Source organism: Salinifilum aidingensis, assembly GCF_054782015.1.
Genome location: NZ_BAAGTH010000012.1, coordinates 133,321 through 157,607, shown reverse-complemented (window position 1 = coordinate 157,607; position 24,287 = coordinate 133,321). Strand labels below are relative to the sequence as shown.

The 24,287-nt window shown below is 72.9% G+C and carries 15 protein-coding genes; 9 read left to right on the top strand and 6 right to left on the bottom strand.

Annotated features, from left to right (window positions below; translation table 11 throughout):
* Positions 1 to 38: 38 nt before the first annotated feature.
* Positions 39 to 989, bottom strand: a complete 951-nt coding sequence (locus tag ACYVJE_RS16975) for a LysR family transcriptional regulator (RefSeq protein ID WP_461145223.1) — start codon at positions 987 to 989, stop codon at positions 39 to 41.
* 205 nt (positions 990 to 1,194) lie between these two features.
* Here ACYVJE_RS16975 and ACYVJE_RS16970 point away from each other — a divergent pair, with 205 nt between their 5' ends.
* Entirely contained in the window at positions 1,195 to 2,514 is a 1,320-nt protein-coding gene (locus ACYVJE_RS16970; RefSeq protein ID WP_461145222.1) for an MFS transporter, read from the top strand.
* Positions 2,511 to 4,148 (top strand): amidohydrolase, encoded by a 1,638-nt coding sequence (locus ACYVJE_RS16965; RefSeq protein ID WP_461145221.1) that lies wholly within the window; start codon positions 2,511 to 2,513, stop codon positions 4,146 to 4,148. The genes ACYVJE_RS16970 and ACYVJE_RS16965 overlap by 4 nt, the downstream gene beginning before the upstream one ends.
* Positions 4,149 to 4,230: 82 nt before the next feature.
* Here ACYVJE_RS16965 and ACYVJE_RS16960 read toward each other — a convergent pair whose 3' ends face one another.
* Positions 4,231 to 4,830, bottom strand: a complete 600-nt coding sequence (locus tag ACYVJE_RS16960; RefSeq protein WP_461145220.1) for a DUF3558 family protein — start codon at positions 4,828 to 4,830, stop codon at positions 4,231 to 4,233.
* 89 nt (positions 4,831 to 4,919) lie between these two features.
* Here ACYVJE_RS16960 and ACYVJE_RS16955 point away from each other — a divergent pair, with 89 nt between their 5' ends.
* From ACYVJE_RS16955 to ACYVJE_RS16930, 6 genes are all read left to right on the top strand, one after another.
* Positions 4,920 to 6,965, top strand: coding sequence for a cytochrome c oxidase assembly protein (locus ACYVJE_RS16955; protein WP_461145219.1), 2,046 nt, complete (start codon positions 4,920 to 4,922; stop codon positions 6,963 to 6,965).
* A 108-nt stretch (positions 6,966 to 7,073) separates the two neighbouring features.
* Entirely contained in the window at positions 7,074 to 8,750 is a 1,677-nt protein-coding gene (gene ettA / locus ACYVJE_RS16950; protein WP_459158663.1) for an energy-dependent translational throttle protein EttA, read from the top strand.
* A 44-nt stretch (positions 8,751 to 8,794) separates the two neighbouring features.
* A complete protein-coding gene (locus ACYVJE_RS16945; RefSeq protein WP_461145218.1) occupies positions 8,795 to 11,608 on the top strand; it encodes a hypothetical protein in 2,814 nt (937 codons plus the stop codon).
* A 224-nt stretch (positions 11,609 to 11,832) separates the two neighbouring features.
* Positions 11,833 to 16,842, top strand: a complete 5,010-nt coding sequence (locus tag ACYVJE_RS16940; RefSeq protein WP_461145217.1) for an NAD-glutamate dehydrogenase — start codon at positions 11,833 to 11,835, stop codon at positions 16,840 to 16,842.
* 25 nt (positions 16,843 to 16,867) lie between these two features.
* Entirely contained in the window at positions 16,868 to 17,326 is a 459-nt protein-coding gene (locus ACYVJE_RS16935) for an acyl-CoA thioesterase (protein ID WP_461145216.1), read from the top strand.
* Positions 17,319 to 17,960: a hypothetical protein gene (locus ACYVJE_RS16930; protein WP_459158667.1), complete on the top strand. Its 642-nt coding sequence runs from the start codon at positions 17,319 to 17,321 to the stop codon at positions 17,958 to 17,960. Before ACYVJE_RS16935 ends, ACYVJE_RS16930 begins: the two co-directional genes overlap by 8 nt.
* Before the next feature lie 17 nt (positions 17,961 to 17,977).
* On the opposite strand, the gene ACYVJE_RS16925 is transcribed toward ACYVJE_RS16930, so the two are convergent.
* The 4 genes from ACYVJE_RS16925 to ACYVJE_RS16910 all read right to left on the bottom strand — a co-directional run bounded on the left by ACYVJE_RS16925 (position 17,978) and on the right by ACYVJE_RS16910 (position 22,817).
* On the bottom strand, positions 17,978 to 19,036 hold the full coding sequence (locus ACYVJE_RS16925) for an alpha-amylase family glycosyl hydrolase (protein WP_461145215.1): 1,059 nt from the start codon (positions 19,034 to 19,036) through the stop codon (positions 17,978 to 17,980).
* Positions 19,037 to 19,049: 13 nt separating this feature from the next.
* Positions 19,050 to 19,430 (bottom strand): globin, encoded by a 381-nt coding sequence (locus ACYVJE_RS16920; RefSeq protein ID WP_459158669.1) that lies wholly within the window; start codon positions 19,428 to 19,430, stop codon positions 19,050 to 19,052.
* A 32-nt stretch (positions 19,431 to 19,462) separates the two neighbouring features.
* Complete coding sequence (locus tag ACYVJE_RS16915; protein ID WP_459158670.1) at positions 19,463 to 20,455, bottom strand: mechanosensitive ion channel family protein; 993 nt, start codon at positions 20,453 to 20,455, stop codon at positions 19,463 to 19,465.
* A gap of 157 nt (positions 20,456 to 20,612) precedes the next feature.
* On the bottom strand, positions 20,613 to 22,817 hold the full coding sequence (locus ACYVJE_RS16910; RefSeq protein WP_461145214.1) for a prolyl oligopeptidase family serine peptidase: 2,205 nt from the start codon (positions 22,815 to 22,817) through the stop codon (positions 20,613 to 20,615).
* A gap of 298 nt (positions 22,818 to 23,115) precedes the next feature.
* On the opposite strand from ACYVJE_RS16910, the gene ACYVJE_RS16905 reads away from it, so the two are divergent.
* Positions 23,116 to 23,667: an HNH endonuclease gene (locus ACYVJE_RS16905; protein ID WP_461145262.1), complete on the top strand. Its 552-nt coding sequence runs from the start codon at positions 23,116 to 23,118 to the stop codon at positions 23,665 to 23,667.
* Positions 23,668 to 24,287: the final 620 nt, after the last annotated feature.

The window sequence follows — 24,287 nt, the reverse complement described above, 5'->3', positions numbered from 1 at the left end:
ACCGGGTGTGCCACGCGCGTACCCGCCGCGGGCGCCACCTATGCCTCCGCGCCGGGTCCCGCGCGCTCACCGCGCCCGGGTGTTCCGGCGGCAGGCCCGTGCTCGGCGTGGACGAGGGACTCCGCCCGCGGCGACCGCCTCAGCCAGGCGACGTACGCGTCGAGGAAGTTGCGGATCGTCCCCGCTGCGTAGTGGCCGCTCGGCCACCCGGCCCACTCCTCGACGAAGAGCTGCCGCCCTCCGGACAGCAGGGGGACGGCGACGAGGTCGTACTGCGGTGGATCGATCGCGACGACGACCCCCTGCCCGGCCGTCGCCATCGCCTGCGCGATGTGCGTGCGCGTGACTTCCGTGCGCGGGTGCAGCGTGACGTCCGCGCGGGCGAGGTGCGCGTCGAAGGCGCGCCGGGTCCCGCTGAGCGCGTCCGGGACGAGCAGCGGCAGCTCCGGCAGTTCGGTGATGTCGACCGCCGCCCGCCCGGCGAGCGGTGAATCGGGCGTGACCTGCACGGAGAACGGGATGTGGCAGATCAACCGGGACTCGATCCCCGGCGGCGGGGTGATCGGAGCGATCCCGAGGTCCGCGGAGAGGTCGGTGACGAGGTCGAAGATCTCGAGGGTGGGGCGTTCCAGGACGTTGGCGACCGCGGCGCAGCGTTCGGCGACGAAGGGCAGGACGAGGTGCTCGGCGACCATCGTCGGGCAGGCCACGGTGAGCGGGACCTCCTGCTGGGCGAGCGTCGACATCATGCGTTCGGCGGAACGACTGCGCGCGAGCAGGTCGCGGGCGACCGGCTCGAGCTGACGGCCGGCCCGGGTCGGGACCATCCCGGTCTTCGCGCGGGTGAACAGCTGCGTGCCGCAGGTGTCCTCGAGCGTTCTGATCTGGCGGGACAGCGCCGGCTGGGAGGTGAACCTGCGGCGTGCGGCCTCGGTGACCGTGCCGGTCTCGAGCACGGCGAGGAAGCTCTCGAGGGCCGCGAGTTCCATGCGCGAAAGTTATCACAACCCTCATGAATCAGTATTGGTGCGCATACCTCCCCGGACCTTAGATTGCCCGAGAGCTTGCGCGCGCTTTTCGAGCCACCTCGGTCCGCAGGTGTCTCGGCAGCGGCGTTCCGGGCGGTCCTGAGCGGTCCGCTCGCGCTTCTCGACGGCCGGACCTCCCCCGCCCGCTGACCTCCGGGAGCCCACCATGGCAACGACGTCTCAGGCAGCTGCGCAGAAGCAGCGCCGATCGATGATGGGTGCCTTCGTCGGTACCGCCATCGAGTGGTACGACTTCTTCCTCTTCGGCACGGCCGCCGCGCTCGTCTTCGGCACCGCGTTCTACCCCGACCTCGCTCCGGGGGCCGGGTTGCTCGCCTCGTTCGCGACCTTCTGGGTCGGGTTCCTCGCGCGCCCGATCGGAGGGGTGGTCTTCAGCCACTTCGGTGATCGGTTCGGGAGGAAGAACACCGTCATCGTCACCCTCCTCCTCATGGGGGTGTCGACCACCGGCATCGGTCTGCTGCCGAGCTACGAGCAGATCGGCGTGCTCGCTCCGGTCCTCCTCGTCGTCCTGCGCACCACCCAGGGGCTGGCCGTCGGCGGCGAATGGGGCGGAGCCGTCGTGCTCGCCACGGAGAACGCCGCTCCCGGCAAGAACGGGCTCGCCGGGGCGTGGGTGCAGCAGGGCTCGCCGGCAGGATCGATCCTCTCGACCGTCGCCTTCACGCTCGTCGGCCTCCTGCCCGACGAGGCCTTCATGAGCTGGGGATGGCGCGTGCCCTTCCTGCTCTCCGCCGTCCTCGTCCTCCTCGCCTTCTTCATCCGGCTGAAGGTCGAGGAGACCTCCCAGTTCAGCGAGCTCAAGGAGCGCAGCCAGGTGTCGCGGATCCCCGCCGCGGAAGCGGTCACCACGGCCCCGCTGCTCGTCGTCCTCGGCGTGCTCGCCTCGGTGGTGGGCATCTCCTCGGCGTACTTCAACAACACCTTCATGCTCTCCTGGACCACGGATCTGCTCGGCATGGATCGGTCCGTGATCCTCAACCTCATCCTCCTCTCGGCGGTCGTCCAGTTCTTCTGGCAACCGGTGGCCGCGAAGATCGCCGAGAAGATCGGTCTGCGCGCCGTCCTCATCTGGGGGCTGGTCGTCACCGGCGTGGCCACCCCGCCCTTCTTCCTGGCGATCCAGTCGGCGGACGCGGTGTTCCTCGGCGTGATGCTCGTGGTCAACACCATCGGGGCCACCGCGTACTACGCGATGCTCGCCACCGCCCTGTCGGAGGCGTTCCCCGCCAGGATCCGCTACACGGGAGTCACGCTGGCCTACCAGCTGTGCGCGACGGTCTTCGGCGGAACCACCCCGATCGTCGCCCAGTGGCTGCTCAACTCGACCGGTGGCAGCCCGTGGGCGGTGATGTCGTTCTACGTCGGCACCGTCGCCCTCTCGGTCCTCGGAGTGATCGGGCTGTCGCGACGCAGCGCTTCCGAGGTCGAACACGCGATGACGGAGGAGGAGCACACGGCATGAAGATCGATTCGTTCTGGCACGGGCGGTTCTGGACCGGGAACCCGTCCCACCCCGAGGCGCGCACCCTCGCCGTCCACCGCGGCCGGATCCTCGCCGTCGACGAGGTCTCCGGGCTCGAGCCGGACAGCGAGTTCGACCTCGGCGACGCCCGCGCGGTGCCCGGATTCCACGACGCCCACCACCACACGATGGGGACGGGTGAGCAGCTGGCGACCGTCGACCTGCGCTACCCGGCCGTGCGCGATCTCGACGAGCTCTACGCCGCGCTCGCCGAACGCGCCGCGCAACTCCCCCCGGATTCCTGGGTGCGCGGCAGCGGCTACGACCAGAACCGCCTCGGCGGGCACCCCACCGCCGAGGCGCTCGACCGGGTCACCGGTGGTCGCCCGGCGATCGTCGAGCACGTGTCCCACCACATGATCGTCGCCAACACCCGGGCCTTCGAACTCGTCGGTGCCCCCGGTCGTGCGGGGTACTCGGACGTTCCCGGCGGGCGGGTGATCCGCGACGAGCAGGGGCGCGCCGAAGGCCTGCTGCAGGAGAACGCGGGAGACCGCATCGCGCTCGAGGCGGCGAAGGTCACCGAGGAGGAGTCGCTCGGGTACCTGCGGTTGGCCTCGGACCAGGCCCTGTCCTACGGGCTCACCAGCCTCACCGAACCGGGTGTCCTCCTCGGCGGCGTCCTCGGGGCCGACGCCCCGGTGCTGGGGCTCTACCAGACGGCGGTCGAAACCGGGGTGCTGCGCCCGCGGATGACGGTCATGCCCTTCCACCGGACCCTCCACGAGCTCGAGCTCAACGCGGAGGGGATGCGGACGCTCGACCTGGGCGTGCGAACGGGCTTCGGCGACGAGCACCTGCGGTTCGGACCCGTGAAGGTCATCTCCGACGGATCCCTCATCGGGCGGTCGGCCGCGGTCCACGACTGCTTCTGCGGTGAGCCGGACAACCGCGGGGTGATGGTCGTCGAGCCGGCGGAACTCCGCGAGCTCGTTCCGGCGTACCACCGGGCCGGGTGGGCGGTGGCGACGCACGCGATCGGCGATCGCGCGATCGACCACGCCCTCGACGCCGTCGCCGCAGCCCAGCAAGCCGCGCCGAAGCAGGTCAGGCACCGGATCGAGCACTTCGCCATCGCCACGGACGCCCAGGTGCGGCGCTGCGCCGAACTGGGGGTGACCCCCGTGCCCCAGGGCGCTTTCATCTCCGAGTTCGGCGACGGCATCATCGACGCGATCGGAGCGGATCGGGTGCGGGGGACCTACCGGATGCGCTCCCTCCTCGACGCGGGGATGGTGGTGCCCGGGTCGACCGACTCCCCGGTCTCCGACGCCAACCCGCTCGTGTCGATCCACGACCTCGTCAACCGCCGGACCTCCGCGGGGGCTGATTTCGCCCCGGCGGAGAGAGTCGGCATCGCCGAGGCGCTCCGGGCCTACACGCACGGCTCGGCGCACGCGGCGGGGCGCGAGGACGAGGTCGGCACCCTCGAGCCGGGCAAGCTCGCGGACTTCGTCGCCCTGTCCGAGGACGTGCTCGCCATCGATCCGACCCGGATCAGGGACACCGCCGTCACGGCCACCGTGATCGGTGGTCGGCTGCTGCTCGGTGCGGACGCCGTGGCGGTGCGGTGAGCGGCTCCGCGCGCAGCCGGACCGCACCGGGGCGGCCCGGGCGGGTCGCCCCGCACCGGACCGGCTCGCGGCTGCCGCCGCCTCACAGCGGCCGCAGGCGCTTCAGCGCCGCCTCGGTCAACCCGTGCAGGCGCGCGGTCGTGTCGGCCGCCGCGGCGCCGCGCAGCGAGAGCATCGTCACCAGCGAGCGCTCCTCGGTCACCGCGGTGGTCGCCGTGCACGTCTGGAAGCCCCGCACCACCTCGCAGTACAGCCAGCTGGAGTAGCCCCGCACCGAGGTCTTGACCCCCTCCGGCTGCTGCCGCGCGGTCTTCTCGTACGAGCGGTGGAACCCGGCCGCGGCCGTGTTGCGCGCCCGGTCGGCGCGCCCCCCGCCGTCCCCCGGCGCGCCCAGCGGGAACGTGCACGTCTCCGGGAACGGGTTCCCCGGGTGCGGACGCCCGTGGAGCCCGCCCACCGGTTCGAGTTCGCGCGGGCCCAGCAGCGCGCACGGATCGCCCGCGGTGCGCAGCGGGCGCGGGATCTGCACCGGCCTCGCCGCACCCGGTGTGTCCTGCGGCGGCGGGTCGGTGAACCCGGCGGCCGGGATCGGCTCACCGGGGACCTGCGCCGCGCACCCGAGCAGCAGCGCCGCCGCGCCGCACGGCAGCGCGAACCGGAGGCGACGGCGGGCGGGAGTCACGGCGATCACCGTAGCGGCCGGGCCGCGCGCGCACGAACGTCGACCGCACCGCGGGGGAGCGCGGATCACGAGCTCGTTAAGCTCGACCCGTGTCCTCCGGAAGCGATGCCGCGCCCCCGACCGAGCGGTCCCGGGCGCGGCGGGACGCCCGCGCCGCGTCCCGCACCCTCGGCATCCTCGTGGTCACCGGAACCGCCCTCGCCGCGCTCGTCGCCGCCGCGCTGACCGCCGCTTTCGCCGGCGGTTCCCACGCGCTGCTCGGGCTGCCCGACCCCGGTGCCGCGACGCGCTACGGCCTGCCCGCGGTGCGCGTGCTCGCCGAGGTCGGGGCGCTGGTGACCATCGGTTCGCTGCTGCTGGCGGTGTTCGGCATCCCGGCCCGCCGCTCGGGCGAGCTCACCGCCGACGGCTGGGCCGCGGTGCGCGCCGCGAGCTGGTCAGCAGCGGTGTGGTGCCTCGGCGCGGCACTGGTGGTGCCGTTCACCGCCGCCGACGCCAGCGGTGTGCCCGTGTCGCGGATGCTGGACCCGCAGGTGCTGTTCGGGTTGTTCGGCGCGCTGGCCGAGGCCAAGGCCTGGACCCTGACCGCGGCGCTGGCGCTGCTGACCGCGGTCGGCTGCCGCCTCGTGCTGTCCTGGGGCTGGTCGGCGGGCCTGTTCGGGCTGGCGCTGCTGGGCGTCCTCCCGGTCGTCGCTACCGGCCACTCGGCCAGCGGCGGGGCGCACGACCTGGCCATGAACAGCCTGCTGCTGCACCTGTTCGGCGCGGTGCTCTGGGTCGGCGGGCTCGTCGCGCTGCTGGCGCACGCCGCCCGCGGCGGGGCGCACCTGCCGCTGGTGACGCGCCGGTTCTCCGCGATCGCCCTGTGGTGCTGGGTCGCGATGGCCGCCTCCGGAGCGGTCAACGCGCTCGTGCGCGCGTCGCCGGGCGAGGTGCTCACCACCGGTTACGGCGCGCTGCTGCTGGTCAAGACCGCCGCGCTGGTCGTGCTCGGCGTGTTCGGCCACCTGCAGCGCCGGCGCTCGGTCCGGCGGCTCGACGAGGGCGCGGGCGGGAGCGAGCTGCTGCGCCTCGGCGCGGTGGAGGTGCTGGTGATGCTGGCCACGGTCGGCGTGGCCGTCGCGCTCGGACGCACCCCGCCGCCCGCGCAGCTGGGACCGCCGCCCGGGCGGGTCGAACTGCTCATCGGCTTCCCGCTGCCGCAGCCGCCGTCGGTGTGGACGCTGCTGGTGGACTTCCGCTTCGACCTCGTCTTCGGCACGCTGTCGCTCGTGCTGGCCGGGCTGTACCTGGCGGGCGTGCGGCGGCTGCGGCGGCGCGGCGACCACTGGCCGGTCGGTCGCACGGTGGCGTGGCTGGCGGGTTGCGCCACGATCCTGCTGGCCACGTCCACCGGACTCGGCAAGTACGCCATGGCGATGTTCAGCGCGCACATGGGTCAGCACATGCTGCTGAACATGCTGGCGCCGGCGTTCCTCGTGCTCGGCGGACCCGCGTCGCTGGCGCTGCGCGCGCTGAAACCCGCCCGCAAGGGCGAACCGCCGGGCGCGCGGGAGTGGCTGCTGGCCGCGGTGCACTCGCCGGTCTCGCGGGCGCTCACGCACCCGTTGCCGGCGCTGGCGCTGTTCGTCGGCTCGTTCTGGGTGCTGTACTTCACCCCGCTGTACGACCTGGCCGTGTCCGAGCACTGGGCGCACCTGGCGATGAACGCGCACTTCCTGCTCGTCGGCTACGTCTACTACTGGCCCGCGATCGGGGTGGACCCGGCGCCGCGCGAGCTGCCCCACCTCGGCAAGCTCGGGCTGGTGTTCGCGTCGATGCCCTTCCACGCGTTCTTCGGCGTCATCCTGATGATGTCGCACGACGTGATCGGCGGGAACTTCTACCGCAGCCTGGACCTGCCGTGGATGGGCGACCTGCTGGCCGATCAGAACGTCGCCGGGGCCATCGCCTGGGCCGGTGGCGAGGCTCCCACGATCGTGGTCGCCCTGGCGCTGCTGATCCAGTGGTCGCGTTCGGACCTGCGCAGCGCGCGCCGCATCGACCGCAAGGCCGACGCCGACGGCGACGCCGAGCTCGCCGCCTACAACGAGATGCTGCGCCAGCTCGCCGAGCAGGAGCGCCCGCATCGCTGATCCGAGTGACCTGCGACGCCGCCCCGCGGGCGGGAGGCGCGGGCGCTGCGCCGTGAATAGCCGCACCGGATGCGGACGGGGTGGCGAAGCACCACTACGATTCCCGGTATGGCCGAGTTCATCTACACCATGAAGAGCGTGCGCAAGACGCACGGGGACAAGGTCATCCTCGAGAATGCGACCATCCAGTTCTATCCAGGCGCCAAGATCGGCGTCGTCGGGCCGAACGGCGCTGGCAAGTCGACCGTGCTGCGCATCATGGCGGGACTCGACCAGCCGAACAACGGGGAGGCGTTCCTCTCGCCCGGCTACAGCGTGGGCATCCTCCAGCAGGAACCCCCGCTGAACGAGGAGAAGACGGTCCTGGGCAACGTCCAGGAGGGCGTCGGTGAGATCAAGGGCAAGCTCGACCGCTTCAACGAGATCGCCGAGAAGCTCGCCACCGACTACTCCGACGACCTCATGGCCGAGATGGGCAAGCTCCAGGAGGAGCTCGACCACGCGGATGCCTGGGAGCTGGACTCCCAGCTGGAGCAGGCGATGGACGCGCTGCGCTGCCCGCCGCCGGAAGCTCCCGTGCAGCAGCTCTCCGGTGGTGAGCGGCGTCGGGTCGCCCTGTGCAAACTGCTGCTGAGCAAGCCCGACCTGCTGTTGCTGGACGAGCCCACCAACCACCTCGACGCCGAGAGCGTGCTGTGGCTCGAGCAGTTCCTGTCCGACTACCACGGCGCCGTGCTGGCCGTCACCCACGACCGCTACTTCCTGGACAACGTGGCCGGTTGGATCCTGGAGCTGGACCGGGGCAACACCTACCCCTACGAGGGCAACTACTCGACGTACCTGCAGAAGAAGCAGGAACGCCTGGAAGTGCAGGGGCGTCGGGACGCGAAGCTGCAGAAGCGCCTCAAGGACGAGCTCGAATGGGTCCGGTCCAACACCAAGGCGCGGCAGAACAAGTCGCGTGCCCGGTTGCAGCGCTACGAGGAGATGGCCGCCGAGGCGGAGAAGACCCGCAAGCTGGACTTCGAGGAGATCCAGATCCCGCCGGGTCCGCGCCTGGGCAACCAGGTCGTCGAAGTGGAGAACCTGAAGAAGGGCTTCGACGGCAACCTGCTCATCGACGACCTCTCGTTCAACCTGCCGCGCAACGGCATCGTCGGCGTGATCGGTCCGAACGGCGTCGGCAAGACCACGCTGTTCAAGACCATCGTCGGGTTGGAGGAGCCGGACGAGGGCACGGTCCGCGTCGGCGACACCGTGAAGCTGTCGTACGTGGACCAGAACCGGGAGCACATCGACCCGGACAAGACCGTGTGGCAGGTCGTCTCCGACGGTCTGGACTACATCCACGTCGGCCAGGTCGAGATGCCGTCCCGGGCCTACGTGAGCGCCTTCGGGTTCAAGGGACCGGACCAGCAGAAGCCCGCGGGCGTGCTGTCCGGCGGTGAGCGCAACCGGCTCAACCTCGCGCTGACCCTGAAGAAGGGCGGCAACCTGCTGCTGCTGGACGAGCCCACCAACGACCTCGACGTGGAGACGCTGAGCTCGTTGGAGAACGCCCTGCTGCAGTTCCCCGGTTGCGCGGTGGTCACCTCGCACGACCGCTGGTTCCTGGACCGCGTCGCCACCCACATCCTCGCCTGGGAGGGCGACGAGGAGAACCCCGCCAAGTGGTTCTGGTTCGAGGGCAACTTCGAGGGCTACGAGAAGAACAAGGTCGAGCGGTTGGGCGCGGAAGCGGCCCGGCCGCACCGGGTCACGCACCGCAAGCTCACCCGGGACTGAACCGCCCGGAGCACGCGGGAGGTCCGGAGCACACGGGAGGCGCTGTGGCGGACGAACCCGGTCCCCACGCCGGCGGTCCGGTTCGGGCAGCGCTCGCCGCCGCACGCGACGTGCGGTGGCGGGCCCCCGAACTGGCCTGGGCGTGGTGCGCCCGCGCGGGCGCACCGGAGGACGGCGACTGGGTCGCCCGCCTCGAAACCGAGACGCTCGCCGCCTTCGCCGCCAATCGGCTCGGTCGGCCCGTCACCGCGGCGGGACGCGCGGTGCCGGTGGTGCGGGAACTGCCCGCCCGCCACACCGCCGGTCCCGCCGCCGACCGGATCCTCGGCGAGCTGTACGTGGAGCTCGCCTGGTGCTCGGGCGCGTGCGGCGCGCCCGGCACCGCCCGGCGCGTGCTGCGCTCGGTGCTCGACTCCGAAGTCACCGACGGTCTGCGCGCGCACGCCCTGCTGGCGGCAGCGGCCCTGCCGCAGCCGCCCGCCGAGCGCGTCGCAGCGCTCGACGAGTCCGAGCGGCTCTGCTCCGCCCTGCCCGAGCGGGCCGCGCTGCCCGCACTGGCGCGCGTCGCCGCCGAGCGCGCGGTGCACTGGCGCCGCAGCGGGGACTTCCGCGCCGCGGCCGAGGCCGCCGAGAGCGGTCTGACGCGGGTGGAGCAGCTCGACGATCCCGCGGCCGACAGCGGTGCGGCCCGGGGCTTGCTCGTCCTGGAACGGGTGCAGGCCCTGCTCGAGCTCGGCGCGCGGGAGCAGGCCGAAGCCATCGCCGCGCACGCCGTGCGCCAGCCCGCCCGCGCCGCGGCCGCCCCCCACCTGGCCTGGCTCGGGCTCGTGCTCGCCACGCGCGTGCAGGCCCCGCGCGGCGACCTCGACTCCGCCGTCCGCGTGCTGCACGACGCCGCGGCGCTGGCCGAGCGGTACGGGCTCGACGCGATCGGTGTCCACGTGCAGCGGGCCCTGTCGCACCTGCACGAGCGCGCCGACCACCCGCACGCCGCCCTGCGCGCACTGCGCACCGCCTACGCCGTCGACCGGCGGTGGCGCTCCGCCGTGCACGTCGCCCGGATGCGGCTGTGCACCGAGGTCCCCGCGGCACTGCCGGCACCGGCGTCGGCAGTGCGAGCTGCGCGGACCGGGACCGCGGCCGTCGGGTCGGTCGCGGCGCGTCCGGCGGCGCCCGCTCCGGAGGTGGCCGCCCCGGAGGTGGCCGCCCCGGCGGGGGCGGTGCCGGACGAGCCCGTTTCGGCGGGGCCCGCTCCGGCCGCATCCGCGGATCCCCGGTGGGAGGCGGTGCCCGCGCAGCGCGGGCAGGAGCGCTCCGCCGCGGAGCCGGGGAGGTGGTCCGGCCGGAGTGACCAGCACCGGTCCCCGGGGGCCGAGTCCCCCGGGGGCGACGCGGTGACCGGGGACGCACCGTCCGCAGACCTCCCTCCGGTCGGTGACCTCCCGGGTGCCGGTGAGCACCCCGCGGCTGGGGGCTTCCCCGCTGCGGGGGAGTCCCCGGCGGCGGGGGACCTGCCTCCTGCTGGGGACCTGCCGGAGACCGGGCGGCGCCCGCGCGGGCGCCGCCGCGCGGCCGAACGGGACGGGCACGCGCACCACCCGCGCTCCGCGCCCGCCGGAGCCCCGGCACCGGCGGGCGCGCGGCGCTCCCGCCGGTCGAGCACGCCCGCAGCGGAGGTGCTGGCCCGCTACCTCCCCGGGGGGCGGAACGGCGGAACCGGCGGTGGGCACCGGGCGGCCGAGCCCGCCGCGGCTGCCGAATCCGGCCCCGCTGCCGAGCCCGCCCCTGCTGCGGCCGCGGAACCCGCCGGGACCGCCGACCACCCCGCCGGGCCCGGGACGCTCGGCAGCGAGGCCGAGGGCCGCACCGCGCGGGGGCCGGCTGCCCGGGAGATGAGCGCGCTGGAAGCGGCTGCCTGGAAGGCGGCTGCACCGGAAGCGCCCGCGGAAACCGCGGCAGCCGGTGCGCCCACCGCTGATCGGGCGGAGGTGCCGGAGCACCCGGCAACCGGCGTCCGCGAGCGCGGTGCGCACGCGGAGTCCGCCGCCGGGATCTCGGCGCTCGACATCATCCTCTCCGCGCGGGCGGCGGAGAGCGGCGCCGCCGAGGTGCCGGGCGGGGGCCGCCACGCCGAACCGGAACCCCCGGCGCCCGAGCCGGCGGAGGGGCCCGGTGCCCGGGGCGAGGCCTCGCCGTCCGAGGAGGCGCCGCGGTGGCCGCGGGCCGTGGACCTGGACACCGTCATCCCCGTCACCGACGTGGACCCGGGCACGGCCCCCGCCGAGCCCCCGGTGGAGCGCGTGTGGCCGGCCACCGAGGAGCTCGCCGCGCTCGCCGACCAGGCCGGAGCCGCCCCGCCCGCCGCCGGAGCGGGCCCGAGCGGGGAACCGCGCTCCGCCGCCGAGCCGCCACCGCCGGAAGCGCTCGCGGATCAGGCAGGTGTCGCCCCGTCCTCCGGGAGGGACGCTCCTCCAACCCGTCACGCGCAGGAATTCGCCGCGCAAGTCCCCGCGGTGCCGGGGTTCCCGGAGCAGGAGACCCCGGCGCCGGAGACCCCCGAGCAGGGGTCCGAGCCGGGCGCGACCCCGGCCGGCGGCCCCGGACCAGCCGAGGAGGTCGACCCGAGCAGCGCGGGGCTCGCGGACCTGCTCGCCGGGGCGCTCGCGGCCTTCGAGAACACGCGGGGTGACCGGTTCGACGACACCGATCCGGCCGGCCTGCCCGCGCAGGGCGCCCCTGTGTCCATTTCGGACTTGCGTGTGGCGGAGAACCTGCGCCGCGGCGGGGAAGCGGGCGATGCCGTGCTGGACGGGGAGGCCGGACGAGGTCCGGCCCGCCGCCGTCGTGCGGGCGGGTGATGTGCTGCTCCCCCGCGAACCCGGGGCTTCCCGCCGCTTTCGTCACGCTGCGTGCGATGCCGCCCGCGCTGCGCCCTGATCGGTGCGCCGTGCAACCGGATCGCGCCCGCCGGGTGTGATTTCGCGCCGGATGTCGGCTGTGGGACGCCTCTCAACAGTGCGGACTGGCAGGCTTAGGGTGGACGGTGCGGGCACAACGAGGTGCCTTGGAGCAGGAGCTGAGCATGATTTCGAGAGCTGGACAGCTGGACGTCGACGCGACAGCACGCGGAGCTGGGGGAGACGTGACGGACGAACGGGGCGAGAGCTCCGACGGGATGAGGAACCGGTTGCTGAGCCGCGCCGCCGAGTCGGCTCCCGATCTCGCCGAGCTGCTCGGTACCTACTACCGGCACGTGCCCGGCGAGGAGTTCGCGCAGGACGAGCCCGCCGACCTCGCCGCGACGGTGCGCGCGCACCGCGCTCTCGCCGCGGAGCGCGTGGCCGGGCGCGCCGTGGTGCGGGTGTTCAACCCCGACCCGGACACCGACGGCTGGGAGAGCTCGGCGACGATCGTGCAGATCGTCACCGACGACATGCCGTACCTGGTGGACTCGGTCACCGCCGAGCTCGGCCGCAGCGGTGCCGAAGTGCGGCGCATCATCCACCCGATCATCGCCGCCGACAGGGACGTGACCGGGCAGCTGCGCGAGGTGCTGCCGAGTGCCGACCCCGCGGCCCCGCCTTCCAGCGCGATCACCGAGTCCTGGATGTGCGTGGAGGTCGACAAGATCGTCGACCCCGAGCGGTTGGCGGAGCTCGAGGGTCGGTTGCTCGACGTCCTCAACGACGTCCGCGAGGTCGTCGAGGACGTGGACCGGATGCACACCACGGCGCGCACGCTCGCCGAGGAGCTCGAGCAGAACCCGCCGCCGCTGCCCGCCGAGGACGTGCACGACGGTGCGCAGCTGCTGCGGTGGCTGGCCGACGGGCACTTCACCTTCCTCGGCTACCGGCACTACGCGCTCGAGGACGCTGACTCCGGCGAGGGGACCGCCGTCAGCGGCGGTGACGGCGAGGCGGGGGCGAATCCGGCGCTGCGCGCGGTGCTGGCCTCCGGGCTCGGCGTGCTGCGCCACGACAGCGTCGAGGCCCGCCGGCTCACCGCGGGGCCGGACGCGCTGTCCACAGCGCTGGCCCCGCAGCTGATGGTGCTCACCCAGGCCAGCGCTTCGTCCACTGTGCACCGTCCGGTGCACCCGTTCTACGTCGGTGTGAAGACCTTCGACGAGAGCGGCCGCGTGACGGGTGAGCACCGGTTCCTCGGGCTGTTCACCACGACCGCGCTGCACGAGAACGTGCTCGACATCCCGGTGATCGAACGCCGCGTGCGCACGGTCATCCACCGCGCCGGCTTCCCTCTCGAGTCGTACTCCGGCCAGCAGATGCTGGAGGAGATCCAGGACTACCCGCGCACGGAGCTGTTCGCCACCGACGAGGCGACGCTGCGCGAGATCATCACCGGTGTGCTCGCGCTGGCCGGTCGCCGCAAGCTCAAACCGTTCCTGCGGCGCGATCCCTACGGGCGGTTCTACTCCTGCCTGGTGTACCTGCCGCGCGACCGGTACACGACGAGTTCGCGGCTGGCGATGCAGGAGGTGCTGCTCGACGAGCTCGGCGGCACCGGGCTGGAGTACAGCACGCGGGTCGGCGAGTCGGCGCTGGCGCGGGTGCACTTCACCGTGCACACCGACCCGCAGAGCCAGGTGCAGCCGGACCTCGACCGCATCCAGCAGCGGCTCAACGAGGCCGTGCGGAGCTGGGACGACGCGATGATCGACGCGCTGCGCGCCGAGCAGCGCACCCGTCCGCACCCGGACTGGCCCTCCGCCGGCTCGGAGGCCATCCACCAGCTCGCCCAGCGGTGGGCCAGCGGTTTCCCGGAGGCGTACAAGGAGGACTTCCCGGCGGAGGAAGGGCTGCGCGACCTCACCCGGCTGCGGGAGCTGTCGGGCCACCGGGACCTCGACATGTACTTCTACGACCCGCAGGGCTCGGCGCCGGACGAGCGGCGGTTCAAGATCTTCGTGCGCGGCGGGCGGATCAGCCTCTCCCGCGTGCTGCCGGTGCTGCAGGCCATGGGTGTGGAGGTCGTCGACGAGCGCCCCTACGAGGTCGTGTTCGACGGCGAGCGCTACTGGATCTGCGACTTCGGCCTGCGCGTGGAGAAGGACCTGCTCGTCGACGACGGCACGCAGCCGCTGGACACGCTGCAGGAGCGCTTCGAGCAGACCTTCCGGGCCGCGTGGCTGGGCGACGCCGAAGTGGACCGGTTCAACGCGCTGGTGCTGCGCGCCGGGCTCGACTGGCGGCAGGTGGTCGTGCTGCGCGCCTACGCCAAGTACCTGCGCCAGGTAGGCACCGCCTACACGCAGGACTACATCGAGAACGTCGTCCTCGACCACCGGGAGGTCGCGCTCGCGCTCGTGCGGCTCTTCGAAGCGCGGTTCGACCCGGGACTGTCCACAGCGGAGCGTGCGGAGCAGCAGGAGCGGCTGCAGGAGGAGATCGGCGCGCTGCTCGACGAGGTGTCCGGACTGGACACCGACCGGATCCTGCGCAGCTACCTGAACCTGGTCACCGCCACGCTGCGCACGAACTACTTCGTGTCCGATGAGGACGGACCGCGGTCCTACCTGGCGCTGAAGCTGGAACCCACGGCGATCGCCGGACTGCCGGAGCCGCGGCCGCGCTACGAGATCTTCGTGTACTCGCCGCGGACCGAGGGCGTGCACCTGCGGTTCGGTTCGGTCGCGCGCGGCGGACTGCGCTGGTCCGACCGCAGGCAGGACTTCCGCACCGAGGTCCTCGGCCTGGTCAAGGCCCAGGCGGTCAAGAACGCGGTGATCGTGCCGCTCGGCGCCAAGGGCGGGTTCGTGGTCAAGCGCCCGCCGGCGGCGACGGGCGACGCGGCGGCCGACCGCGAGGCGCAGCAGGCCGAGGGCATCGCCTGCTACCGCATGTTCATCTCCGGCATGCTCGACCTCACCGACAACCTCGTCGACGGCAGGATCGCCCCGCCGCGGGGGGTGGTGCGCCACGACGGCGACGACCACTACCTCGTCGTCGCAGCGGACAAGGGCACCGCGAGCTTCTCCGACATCGCCAACGAGGTCGCCGGCTCCTACGGGTTCTGGCTCGGCGACGCCTTCGCCTCCGGCGGATCGGTCGGCTACGACCACAAGGAGATGGGCATCACCGCCCGCGGCGCGTGGGAGAGCGTCAAGCGGCACTTCCGCGAGCTCGGCGTGGACACGCAGCGCGAGGAGTTCACCGTCGTCGGCATCGGCGACATGGGCGGCGACGTGTTCGGCAACGGGATGCTCTCCTCCGAGCACCTCAAGCTCGTCGCGGCGTTCAACCACATGCACGTCTTCATCGACCCGGACCCCGACCCGGCGGCGTCGTTCGCCGAGCGGCAGCGCCTGTTCGCCACGCCCCGGTCCACGTGGGACGACTACGACCGCTCGGCGATCAGCCAGGGCGGCGGTGTGTGGTCGCGTTCGCTCAAGTCGATCCCGTTGAACCCGCAGATCCGCACCGCGCTGGGCATCGACGAGTCGGTGGAGCGGCTGTCCCCGCCGGAGCTGATCAGGGAGATCCTGCACGCCCCCGTCGACCTGCTGTGGAACGGCGGGATCGGCACCTACGTCAAGGCGTCGACCGAGACGCACGCCGAGGTCGGCGACAAGGCCAACGACTCGGTGCGCGTCGACGGCGAGCAGCTGCGCGCGAAAGTGGTCGGCGAAGGCGGCAACCTCGGCCTGACCGAGCTCGGCCGCATCGAGTTCGCCCGCACCGGCGGGAAGGTCAACAGCGACGCGCTGGACAACTCGGCCGGCGTGGACTGCTCGGACCACGAGGTCAACATCAAGATCGCGCTGGACCGGCTGGTCTCGGCGGGCAAGCTCACGCGGCAGCAGCGCAACGAACTGCTCGGCGACATGACCGAGGAGGTCGCCGAGCTGGTGCTGGCCGACAACCGCAGCCAGAACCGCCTGCTCGGCGTGGCGCGCTCGCACGCGCCGGAGATGCTCTCCGTGCACGCCCGGCAGATCACCGCGCTGGAGCGCACCGGTTCCCTCGACCGGGAGCTGGAAGCCCTGCCCTCGCAGGAGGAGGTGCAGGGGCGGGAGCGCGCCGGCGACGGGCTGACCTCGCCGGAACTGGCCACGCTGATGGCGCACGTGAAGCTCTCCCTCAAGGAGGAGGTGCTCTCCAGCGACCTGCCGGACGAGGAGGCGTTCACCCGGCGCCTGCCCGAGTACTTCCCGGAGCCGCTGCGCTCGCAGTACGCCGACGCGATCGACGCCCACCCGCTGCGGCGGCAGATCATCACCACGCTGCTGGTCAACGAGATGGTGGACAACGCGGGGATCTCCTACGCCTTCCGGCTCTCCGAGGAGATCAGCGCCACGGCCACCGACGCGGTGCGCGCGTTCGCCGCGGTCACCGGCATCTACGACCTGCACGAGGTGTGGCGCGAGATCGACGGGCTGACGGGCAGCGTGCCCAGCTCGGTGACCGATCACCTCGTGCTGGAGAGCCGCCGGCTGCTCGACCGCGCCTCGCGCTGGATGCTGTCCAACCGGCCGCAGCCGCTGGCGATCAACGCCGAGATCAACCGGTTCCAGTCGGTCGTGCGCGAACTCACCGGATCCGTCCGCAGCTTGCTGAGCGGCCAGGCCCTGGAGGCCGCGGAGGAGAAGATCCGCGCCTGGGTCGAGCAGGGCGTGCCCGAGCAGCTGGCCGAGCGCGTGGCCGTTCTGGTCGACTCGTTCGCGCTGCTGGACATCACCGAGGTCGCGGAACTGGCAGAACGCGACGCCGGGGTATCGCCCGAGCGCAGTCCGGCCGAGAGCGCGGAGCTGTACTACGCGCTCTGGGAGCACCTGGACGCGGAGCGCATGCTCCAGGCGGTCAACCAGTTGGAGCGCGGCAACCGGTGGCACGCGCTGGCGCGGTTGGCGCTGCGCGACGACTTCTACGCCACGCTGCGGGACATCGCGGTGGACGTGCTGCGCACGAGCGAGCCCGGGCAGAGCGCGGCGGACAAGATCGCGCGGTGGGAGTCGGCCAACTCCTTCCGGCTGCAGCGGGCCCGCTCGGTGCTGACCCAGATCATGGGATCGGGCAGACTGGACTTGGCTACCCTGTCCGTGGCGGCCCGCGAACTGCGCGGCATGGTGCGTTAGAGGTTGTTGCGGAAAGGAGCGTTCGGTGGGCGCCTTTGCGGCCGAAGTCCCGCTGCGCTGGGCGGACGTGGACGCGTTCGGCCACGTGAACCACGCGACGATGGTCACGCTGCTGGAGCAGGCGCGGGCCGAGATGCTCTTCGCCGAGGCGGAGCGCCACGGGCTGCACGGCATGTCCGCGGGCATGGTGGTGGCACGCGTGGTGATCGACTACCACAGCCCGCTGTTCTACGCGGACCGCGTGCTGCGGGTGCGCATGTCCGTGCGGGAGGTCAAGGCCGCTTCGTTCGTCGTGGACTACACCGCGCTGTCCGAGGAAACGGTGGCCAGCGCGGAAACGCTCATGGTCCCGTACGACCTCGGGTCCGGCCGGCCGCGGCGGTTGACGGCCGAGGAGCGCGCGTTCCTCGGCCGCTGGCGGGCCCCGGGGCCGGAGCACCCGGAGGCGGCGCGACCGGAGGGGGTGGAGCACTCCAGTGCCTGAACTGCGGATGCCGGAGGCGACGCAGCGCGAGGACCTCGGCGCGTTCGTCGCGCGCGCCGTGCGCCTGGAGCAGCAGGCCGTCGTGCGGCTGCGCAACCGCACCGGAACCGGCCTGCTGGATGTGTGGACCGCCACCCCGTTCGACGCGCTGTGCACCCGGGTGGTGCAGGGGGAGGCCGAACCGGCCGACGTGAGCGTGCAGGGCAGCGAGCTGCTCGCCGCGCTGACCGTGGCCAGCGGGCCGCGGATGGACCCCGGCCCGGAGCGGGACCTCATGTGGCGTTCCGAGCTGCCACCGCCCGAGGGCTGGCGGCGCGTCGACGACCTTCCCGCGAAGGTCGTCGGCGAGGTCGCTGACCAGGGGGTTCACCTCGCCCGCGAGAACGTCGGTCCGAAGGGCACCCCGCCCGCGTCGCTGATGGACCAGGAGGTCTTCACCGTGCACGGCGCGGGGATGGAGGTGAAGGTGCCGCTGCGGTGCCTGTTCGCCCTGTCCGGCATGGGCTTCCTCGTCTCCGAGCCCTCCGAGGAGGAGGTCGTCCGGGTCAGCGCGACCGATTCCTGGGTGCGCATCGACTCGCGGTTCGGCGCCGTGGTGCGGCGGCGGCACGCGCTGCTGCCGCTGCTCATGTAGGGGAGTCCGCGGCTCGTTCAGCCCGCGATCCAGGCGGCGGTGCCCGGTTCCAGCTCGCCGTCGCGCAGCGGGCTGCTGGACAGCAGCAGCTCCCCCGGCGGGGCGGGCACCGGCCCGGCCGAGACGTTCAGCGCGCACGTGATCCCGTGACCGGTGCGCCGGAACGCGAAGCACCCCTCCGGGGCACCGAACCACTCGACGCCGTCGCCGATGAACGCCGAGTGCTCGTTGCGCAGCTGCACCGCCTTGCGGTACAGCGACAGCGTGGACTCGGCGTCCTCCAGCTGGCGTTCCACGGTGAACTCGGACCACGCCTGCGGGATCTGCTCCCACTCGCCGGGCAGCGGGGAGAAGCCGAACGGGGCCGCGTCGCCCTCCCAGGGCATCGGCACCGGCCGGGTGCCGGGGAGGCCGAGCTCCTCGCCGTGCCGCAGGCACACCGCGCCCGGCAGCGCCAGCTGCACCAGCGCCATCGCCCGCACCGGTCGCAGCGCCGCCTCGGTGCGGCTGCTCTCGGTGTCCCGGCTGGCCATCGCCCAGGCCTGCCGCGTGGGCGCGCCGTTCGGGCCGTCGAGGATGCGGTCGATCACCGCCGGCAGCCCCGCCGGGTCGAAGCCGGTGACGGCGAGCTCCAGGTTGAACGCCAGGTGCCACGGCCCCTTGCCGGTGCCGAGCACGATGCGGTCGGGGAACTCGTCGACGATGCCGCGCACCACCCCGTCCGGGTCGTCGCGCGGCGCGAGGTGCACGCCGTCGACGCCGTGCCGCAGCCACGGTTCCAGCACCGCCCGCGCGTCCTGCTCGTGCGGGTCGAAGTCGGCCGCGATGAGCACGCGCATGCCGCTCTGGTGCACCTCGTCCACCAGGGCCGTGAACGAATCACCGTCCGGGGAGGGCACTCCGGTGAGGACGAGCGCGTCCGCGCCGAACAGCTCCGTGTAGCCGAGCCGGGCCCGCAGGCCCTCGAGATCCCCCGCGCCGTCGCCGTCGGCATCGGCGAACGTGCGCACGTCCACGCGGTAGAACAGCGCGTCGCGCCACCACGGCCGGCCGGTCGTCTCCTGGTTGCCAATCACCGCGCCACCCGAGTCAGAACCACGAATTCACCATGCTGTGCGCGGCCATCTCGAAGTACTCCCAGAGCTGCTGGCGGTGCTCGGAGCTCAGCTCCGCCTCGTCCAGGGCGATGCGCATGCACCGCAGCCACGCGTCGCGCTCCGCGAGCCCGATCTTGAACGGGGCGTGCCGCATCCGCAGGCGCGGGTGTCCGCGCTGGTCCGAGTAGGTGCGCGGGCCGCCCCAGTACTGCATGAGGAACAGCTTGAGGCGCTCCTGCGCCGGCCCCAGGTCCTCCTCCGGGTAGAGCGGCCGCAGCAACTCGTCGGAGGCGACTTCCTGGTAGAAGCGCGCCACGATCTTGTCGAAGGTCGCCTCGCCGCCCACCTGGTCGTAGAAGGTCTGCGAAGTCACGTCCCCATCCTGTCAGCACCCCGATGGCACCGTCACGGCTGCGTCGAGTCGCGGTGCGCCCTGTTGCCGGGCCCCAGCGGCAGCCCGTTCGGGTACGGCGGCTTGATGTCCTCGTGGTCGTAGGCCCGCTTGATCTCGCGGTGCAACTGGCGCTGCACCGTCCACTGCTTGCCGGGGCGCACTTTAATCGTCAACCGCAGGGTGATCGTGTCCGCGGTGATCTGGTTCACGCCGAGCATCTGCGGCGGTTCCAGGCAGTCGGTGGCGAGCGGATCGCTCTGGGTGGCCTCCTCGGCGACCCCGGCGGCCACCTCGATGGCCTTCTGCACGTCGCTGGAGTGCGAGATCGGCAGGTCCAGCACGGCGACGGCCCATCCCTGGCTGGAGTTGCCGACGCGCAGGATCTCCCCGTTGCGCACGTACCAGACCGTGCCGTCCACGTCGCGCAGCGTGGTCACGCGCAGGCCCACCGCCTCGACCGTGCCGGTCGCCTCGCCGACGTCGACCCAGTCGCCCACGCCGTACTGGTCCTCGACGAGCATGAACATGCCGGACAGGAAGTCGCGGACGAGGTTCTGCGCGCCGAAGGACACGGCGATGCCGAGCACTCCCGCGGAGGTGAGCAGCGGCCCGATCGGCACGCTCAGCACCTGCAGGATGTACATCACCGCCAGGCCGAGGATGAGCAGCGAGGCGACGGACTTCATCACCGAGCCGATGGTGCGGGCCCGCTGCAGGCGCCGCTCGGACAGCGCGGCGCTGGTGCGCACGTCCGAGCGCTCCTTGAGCGGCTGCAGCAGCTTCGGGGTGTGCCCGTTCGGCTGGGTCATCCGCGTGATCACCCGGTGCACGGCCCAGCGGACCGTGTAGGCCACCACGAGGATGAGCAGGATCTTGAACGGCTTGGCCAGGAAGAAGTCGGCCGACGCGGCGAGCCACTCGTTGCCGGTCATGCGGAACACGCCGTGGCACCAGCTGCCCACGTCCTCCACGCACTTCGGCTGCGAGAGATCGGGTAGTTCCATGCTCGGCGGTCTCCATCGGGGGATGACGGGGGGATGCGCGCCGTGCGCGGCGTCGGGGGTCGCCGCCGTCCGGGGTGGACGGGACGGCGCGCATCACTCGGGTAGTCGAACGACGATGCTCGTTCGTTACCTGGATCGCCGATTTTTGTGCAGCGTCTCACGCCGTGTGATCAGGAGATTCGGGCGATTCCGTCACCCAGTGCAGGCCGGTGGCCGCGGACAGGAACGCGAGCTGGTCGGCGACGAGGCCCACCGTGCGCGAGACCGAACGGGCGGCGTGCCCCACCTCCGTCTCCCGGCGCAGCAGCACGGGCCGCGGCCGGGCGGCGACCCCCGCGCTCGGGGACTGGGCCGCGAGCGGGGGCTCGGTCGCGTGCTGCAGCGCGGCGCACATCTTCCGGGCGTGCAGCGGATCCACCCGCGTGTCCGACTCGAACACGCTGAACAGCACCGACGGGTACGCCGCGCCGGGGTGCACGTGGTGGTACGGGGAGTACGACAGCAGCCACCCCAGCTCCTCGGGGTGCTCGCTGGAGCCGTACTCCTCGGTCCACAGGCGTCCGAGCAGGAAGTGCTCGAACCGCACCATGTCCAGCAGCGGAGCCGAGCACACCACCGCGCGGTAGAGCTCGGGCCGCTGGGTCAGCGCCGCGCCGACGAGCAGCCCGCCGTTGGAGCCGCCGGAGATCGCCAGCCGCTCGCCGTCGGTCCACCCCTCGGCGATCAGGTGCTCCGCCGCGGCGTGGAAGTCGTCGAAGGTGTTCTGCTTGTTCTCCCGCATGCCCGCGCGGTGCCACTGCTCGCCCTCCTCGCCGCCGCCGCGCAGCGAGGGCAGCGCCCACACGCCGCCGGCGGCCACCCAGGCCAGGGCGGTCGGTGCGTAGCCGGGTTCGCGGGACAGCGAGAAACCGCCGTAGCCGGTCATCAGCGCCGGACGCGGCCCGTCGGGCCGCTCGGTCGGGGTGAGCAGGAACATCCGCACCGGTGTGCCGTCGGCGGAGCGGTAGGTCACCTGGTGGGTGCGCACCTCGGGCAACCGGTTCGCCCCGGGGGCCCGCTGGTCGAGCACGACCTCACCGGTGGTGTGCGTGTAGCGGTGCACGCACGGCGGGGTGGCGAAGTCGGTCCAGCCGAACCACAGGTGCTCGGCGCCGCCCCCGGTGTGCTCGTCGACGGTGCTGAGCCCGGTGACCTGGCCGGTGCCCGGCAGCGGGAGCTCGCGCACGGCCGCACCGCTGCCCGGGTCGTGCAGGGTGATCTCGGAGACGGCGTGCCGCGTGCGCAGCGCCGCGAGCAGCGGTCGCCCGTCGCCCGGGTCGAACCAGCGCACGGCCTCGAGCACCGCCTCGGGGTCCGCGCCGAGCAGCCTGCTCCAGTGCTGCTGCTCGGGCCGGTGCGGGTCCGCCGTGAACAGCTCCCAGCGGGGCGCGTCGCGCGTGGTCAGCACGTGCAGCCGCCCGTCCGGTTCGACCCAGGCGTGCGCGCGGAACCCCTCGGTGGTGTCGACGATCTGCCGCTTCGGCCGCGCGGCCGCGGGGTCGAGGTCGACCAGCCACACCGAGTCCTTGCGCGCGGTGCCGGGGCTGCCGTTGATCACCAGCCAGCGCCCGTCGCGGGAGACGCTCGTGCCGAAGAAGTAGGTCGGGTCGAGGCCGTCCCCGTGCAGCAGGACGTCCTCCTCCGGGGAACTGCCGACGCGGTGCCGCCACACGCGGCGGTGGAACTGCCGCTCGTCCTCCGGGACCTCCTCCGGCGGCAGGCGCCGCACGTAGCAGAACTCCTCGCCGCCGGGCAGCCAGGACACGGGGGAGTAGCGGCACCGGTCGATGGGGCCCTCGAGCAGTTCGCCGGTGCTCACGTCGAGCACGTGCAGCAGCGACTCCTCGTCGCCGCCGACCGAGATCTGGTAGGCGAGCCGGTCGCCCTCGCGGCTCGGCGACCACCGGTCGAGCGTCGTCAGGCCGCTCGGGTCGAGCTGCATGACGTCCAGCAGCGCGCGCTCGGTGCCGTCCGGTTCGCGCACGTGCAGCACGGCGAACTCCTCACCGGGAGCCCGGCGCGTGAAGAAGGCGCGGCCGGCGCGCCAGGTCGGCGTGCCCACCGATCCCGCGGCGAGCAGTTCGGACATGCGCTCGGTGATCGCCTCGCGGTCGGGCAGCGCGTCGAGGTGCGCGCGGGCGAGCTCGTCCTGAGCTTCGCTCCACTTCACCGTGCGGGGGTCCTGCGGGTCCTCCAGCCAGCGGTACGGGTCGCTGACGGGACGGCCGTGCAGGACGTCGACCCGGTCTTCGCGCTCCGCCTCGGGGTAGGCGGGCAGCGGAGTCGGGGAGTTCGGGGAGGACTGGAATGGCGGCTCGCTCACGGCACTGACGATACGGAATCCCCTCGGAGCGCGGAGCTCTCGCTCGACCAGGTGACCACGCTGTCGGGGAAGGCGCCCGGGGAGAGCTCCGGAAGTGGCGGAGAATGGTCGTGCGGTCCGGTGGAAGCTGGCGTGACGAATCACACGTGCGTTCGGGTCGGCGTGTGTGGTCGACTGTTGCCGGACAGCCCGTGGAGGTGGTCGCGTGCCCGACCTGCAACGGACTCCGACGAACACGCCGGACGGCGGCTCCGCGCGCGGAGCCGCCGTCGAGCCGGCGGCGGTTTCCGCGCGCTGCGTGGCGGGGAACCGCGCACCGGCGCGCGGGGATCCCGCGCGAGCCGCGCGGCGGCGGGTGCTGCTGCTGAACACCACGTTCGAGCCGCTGACGGCGCTGCCGCTGCGGCGCGCGGTGGTGCTGCTCGTGTGCGGCAAGGCCGAGCTCGTGCACGGCGACGAGGCCGGCGTGGTGCTGCGCTCGGCCAACCACGCGGTGGCCGTGCCCTCGGTCATCCGGCTGCGCACGTTCGTGCGCGTGCCCTACCGCGGTCGGGTGCCGCTCAGCCGCGCGGCGCTGCTGGCGCGGGACGACCACCGGTGCGCCTACTGCGGCGCGAAGGCCGAGACGGTCGACCACGTGATCCCGCGCAGCCGCGGCGGGCAGCACACCTGGGAGAACTGCGTGGCTTCCTGCCGCAAGTGCAACCACCGCAAGGCCGACCGGACGCTGGCCGAGCTGGGCTGGCGGCTGTCGGTGGCGCCGCGCGCGCCGCACGGGCGGCACTGGCGGTTGATGGGCGTGGAGACCGACCCGACGTGGCTGCCGTACCTCGGCGAGGTCGCCGCGTGAGCGACCGGTGAGCCGACCGCGTGAGCGGTCGGTGAGCTACCGGTGGTCCTGCCCCCCGGGCGTTCCCGCGTCCTCGTCCCGCCGTCGTCCCCGGAGCGTCGGAGCGGGGCTGGATCCGCCGGCTCGCGCGGTCAGCTGATGCGCACGCCGCGGTGGCCGCTGATCCGCACGCCGCACCGCGCGGCCCCGCGCGAGCCGGTGTGCCGGCCGCTGATCCGCACGCCGTGCGCGTTGCGTGTTCGCCTCCCACCCGTGCGGGCGACGGATTGCGATCCACTCGGGGTCCTCGTGGTTGCCATGGGTGCTTCCTCCGCGGTTCGCTGGTTCGTGGAACGTGCGTGGACGGTCACGCAAGATCCATACAGGTGAAATTTAGAACCGCCTCGTTCTCGGTACAAGCCTCCAAGTTGCCCCGCTGCGTATACCGCTGGATGGGCTCGGACGGGTTCCGGCTGTGCTCCGTTTGAGCCATAGTAGGTGAACTGCGTCACACTCCGCTACGGTTTTCTGCGCGTCCAGGTGATTTCGGGTGATTCCGGCTGGGCAGTGCGGCGCCCCTCCCGGAGCGGCCGCGGCGGCAGCGCGGCGATGTCGAATCGGGGAGGCGGCAGTGGCGCGTC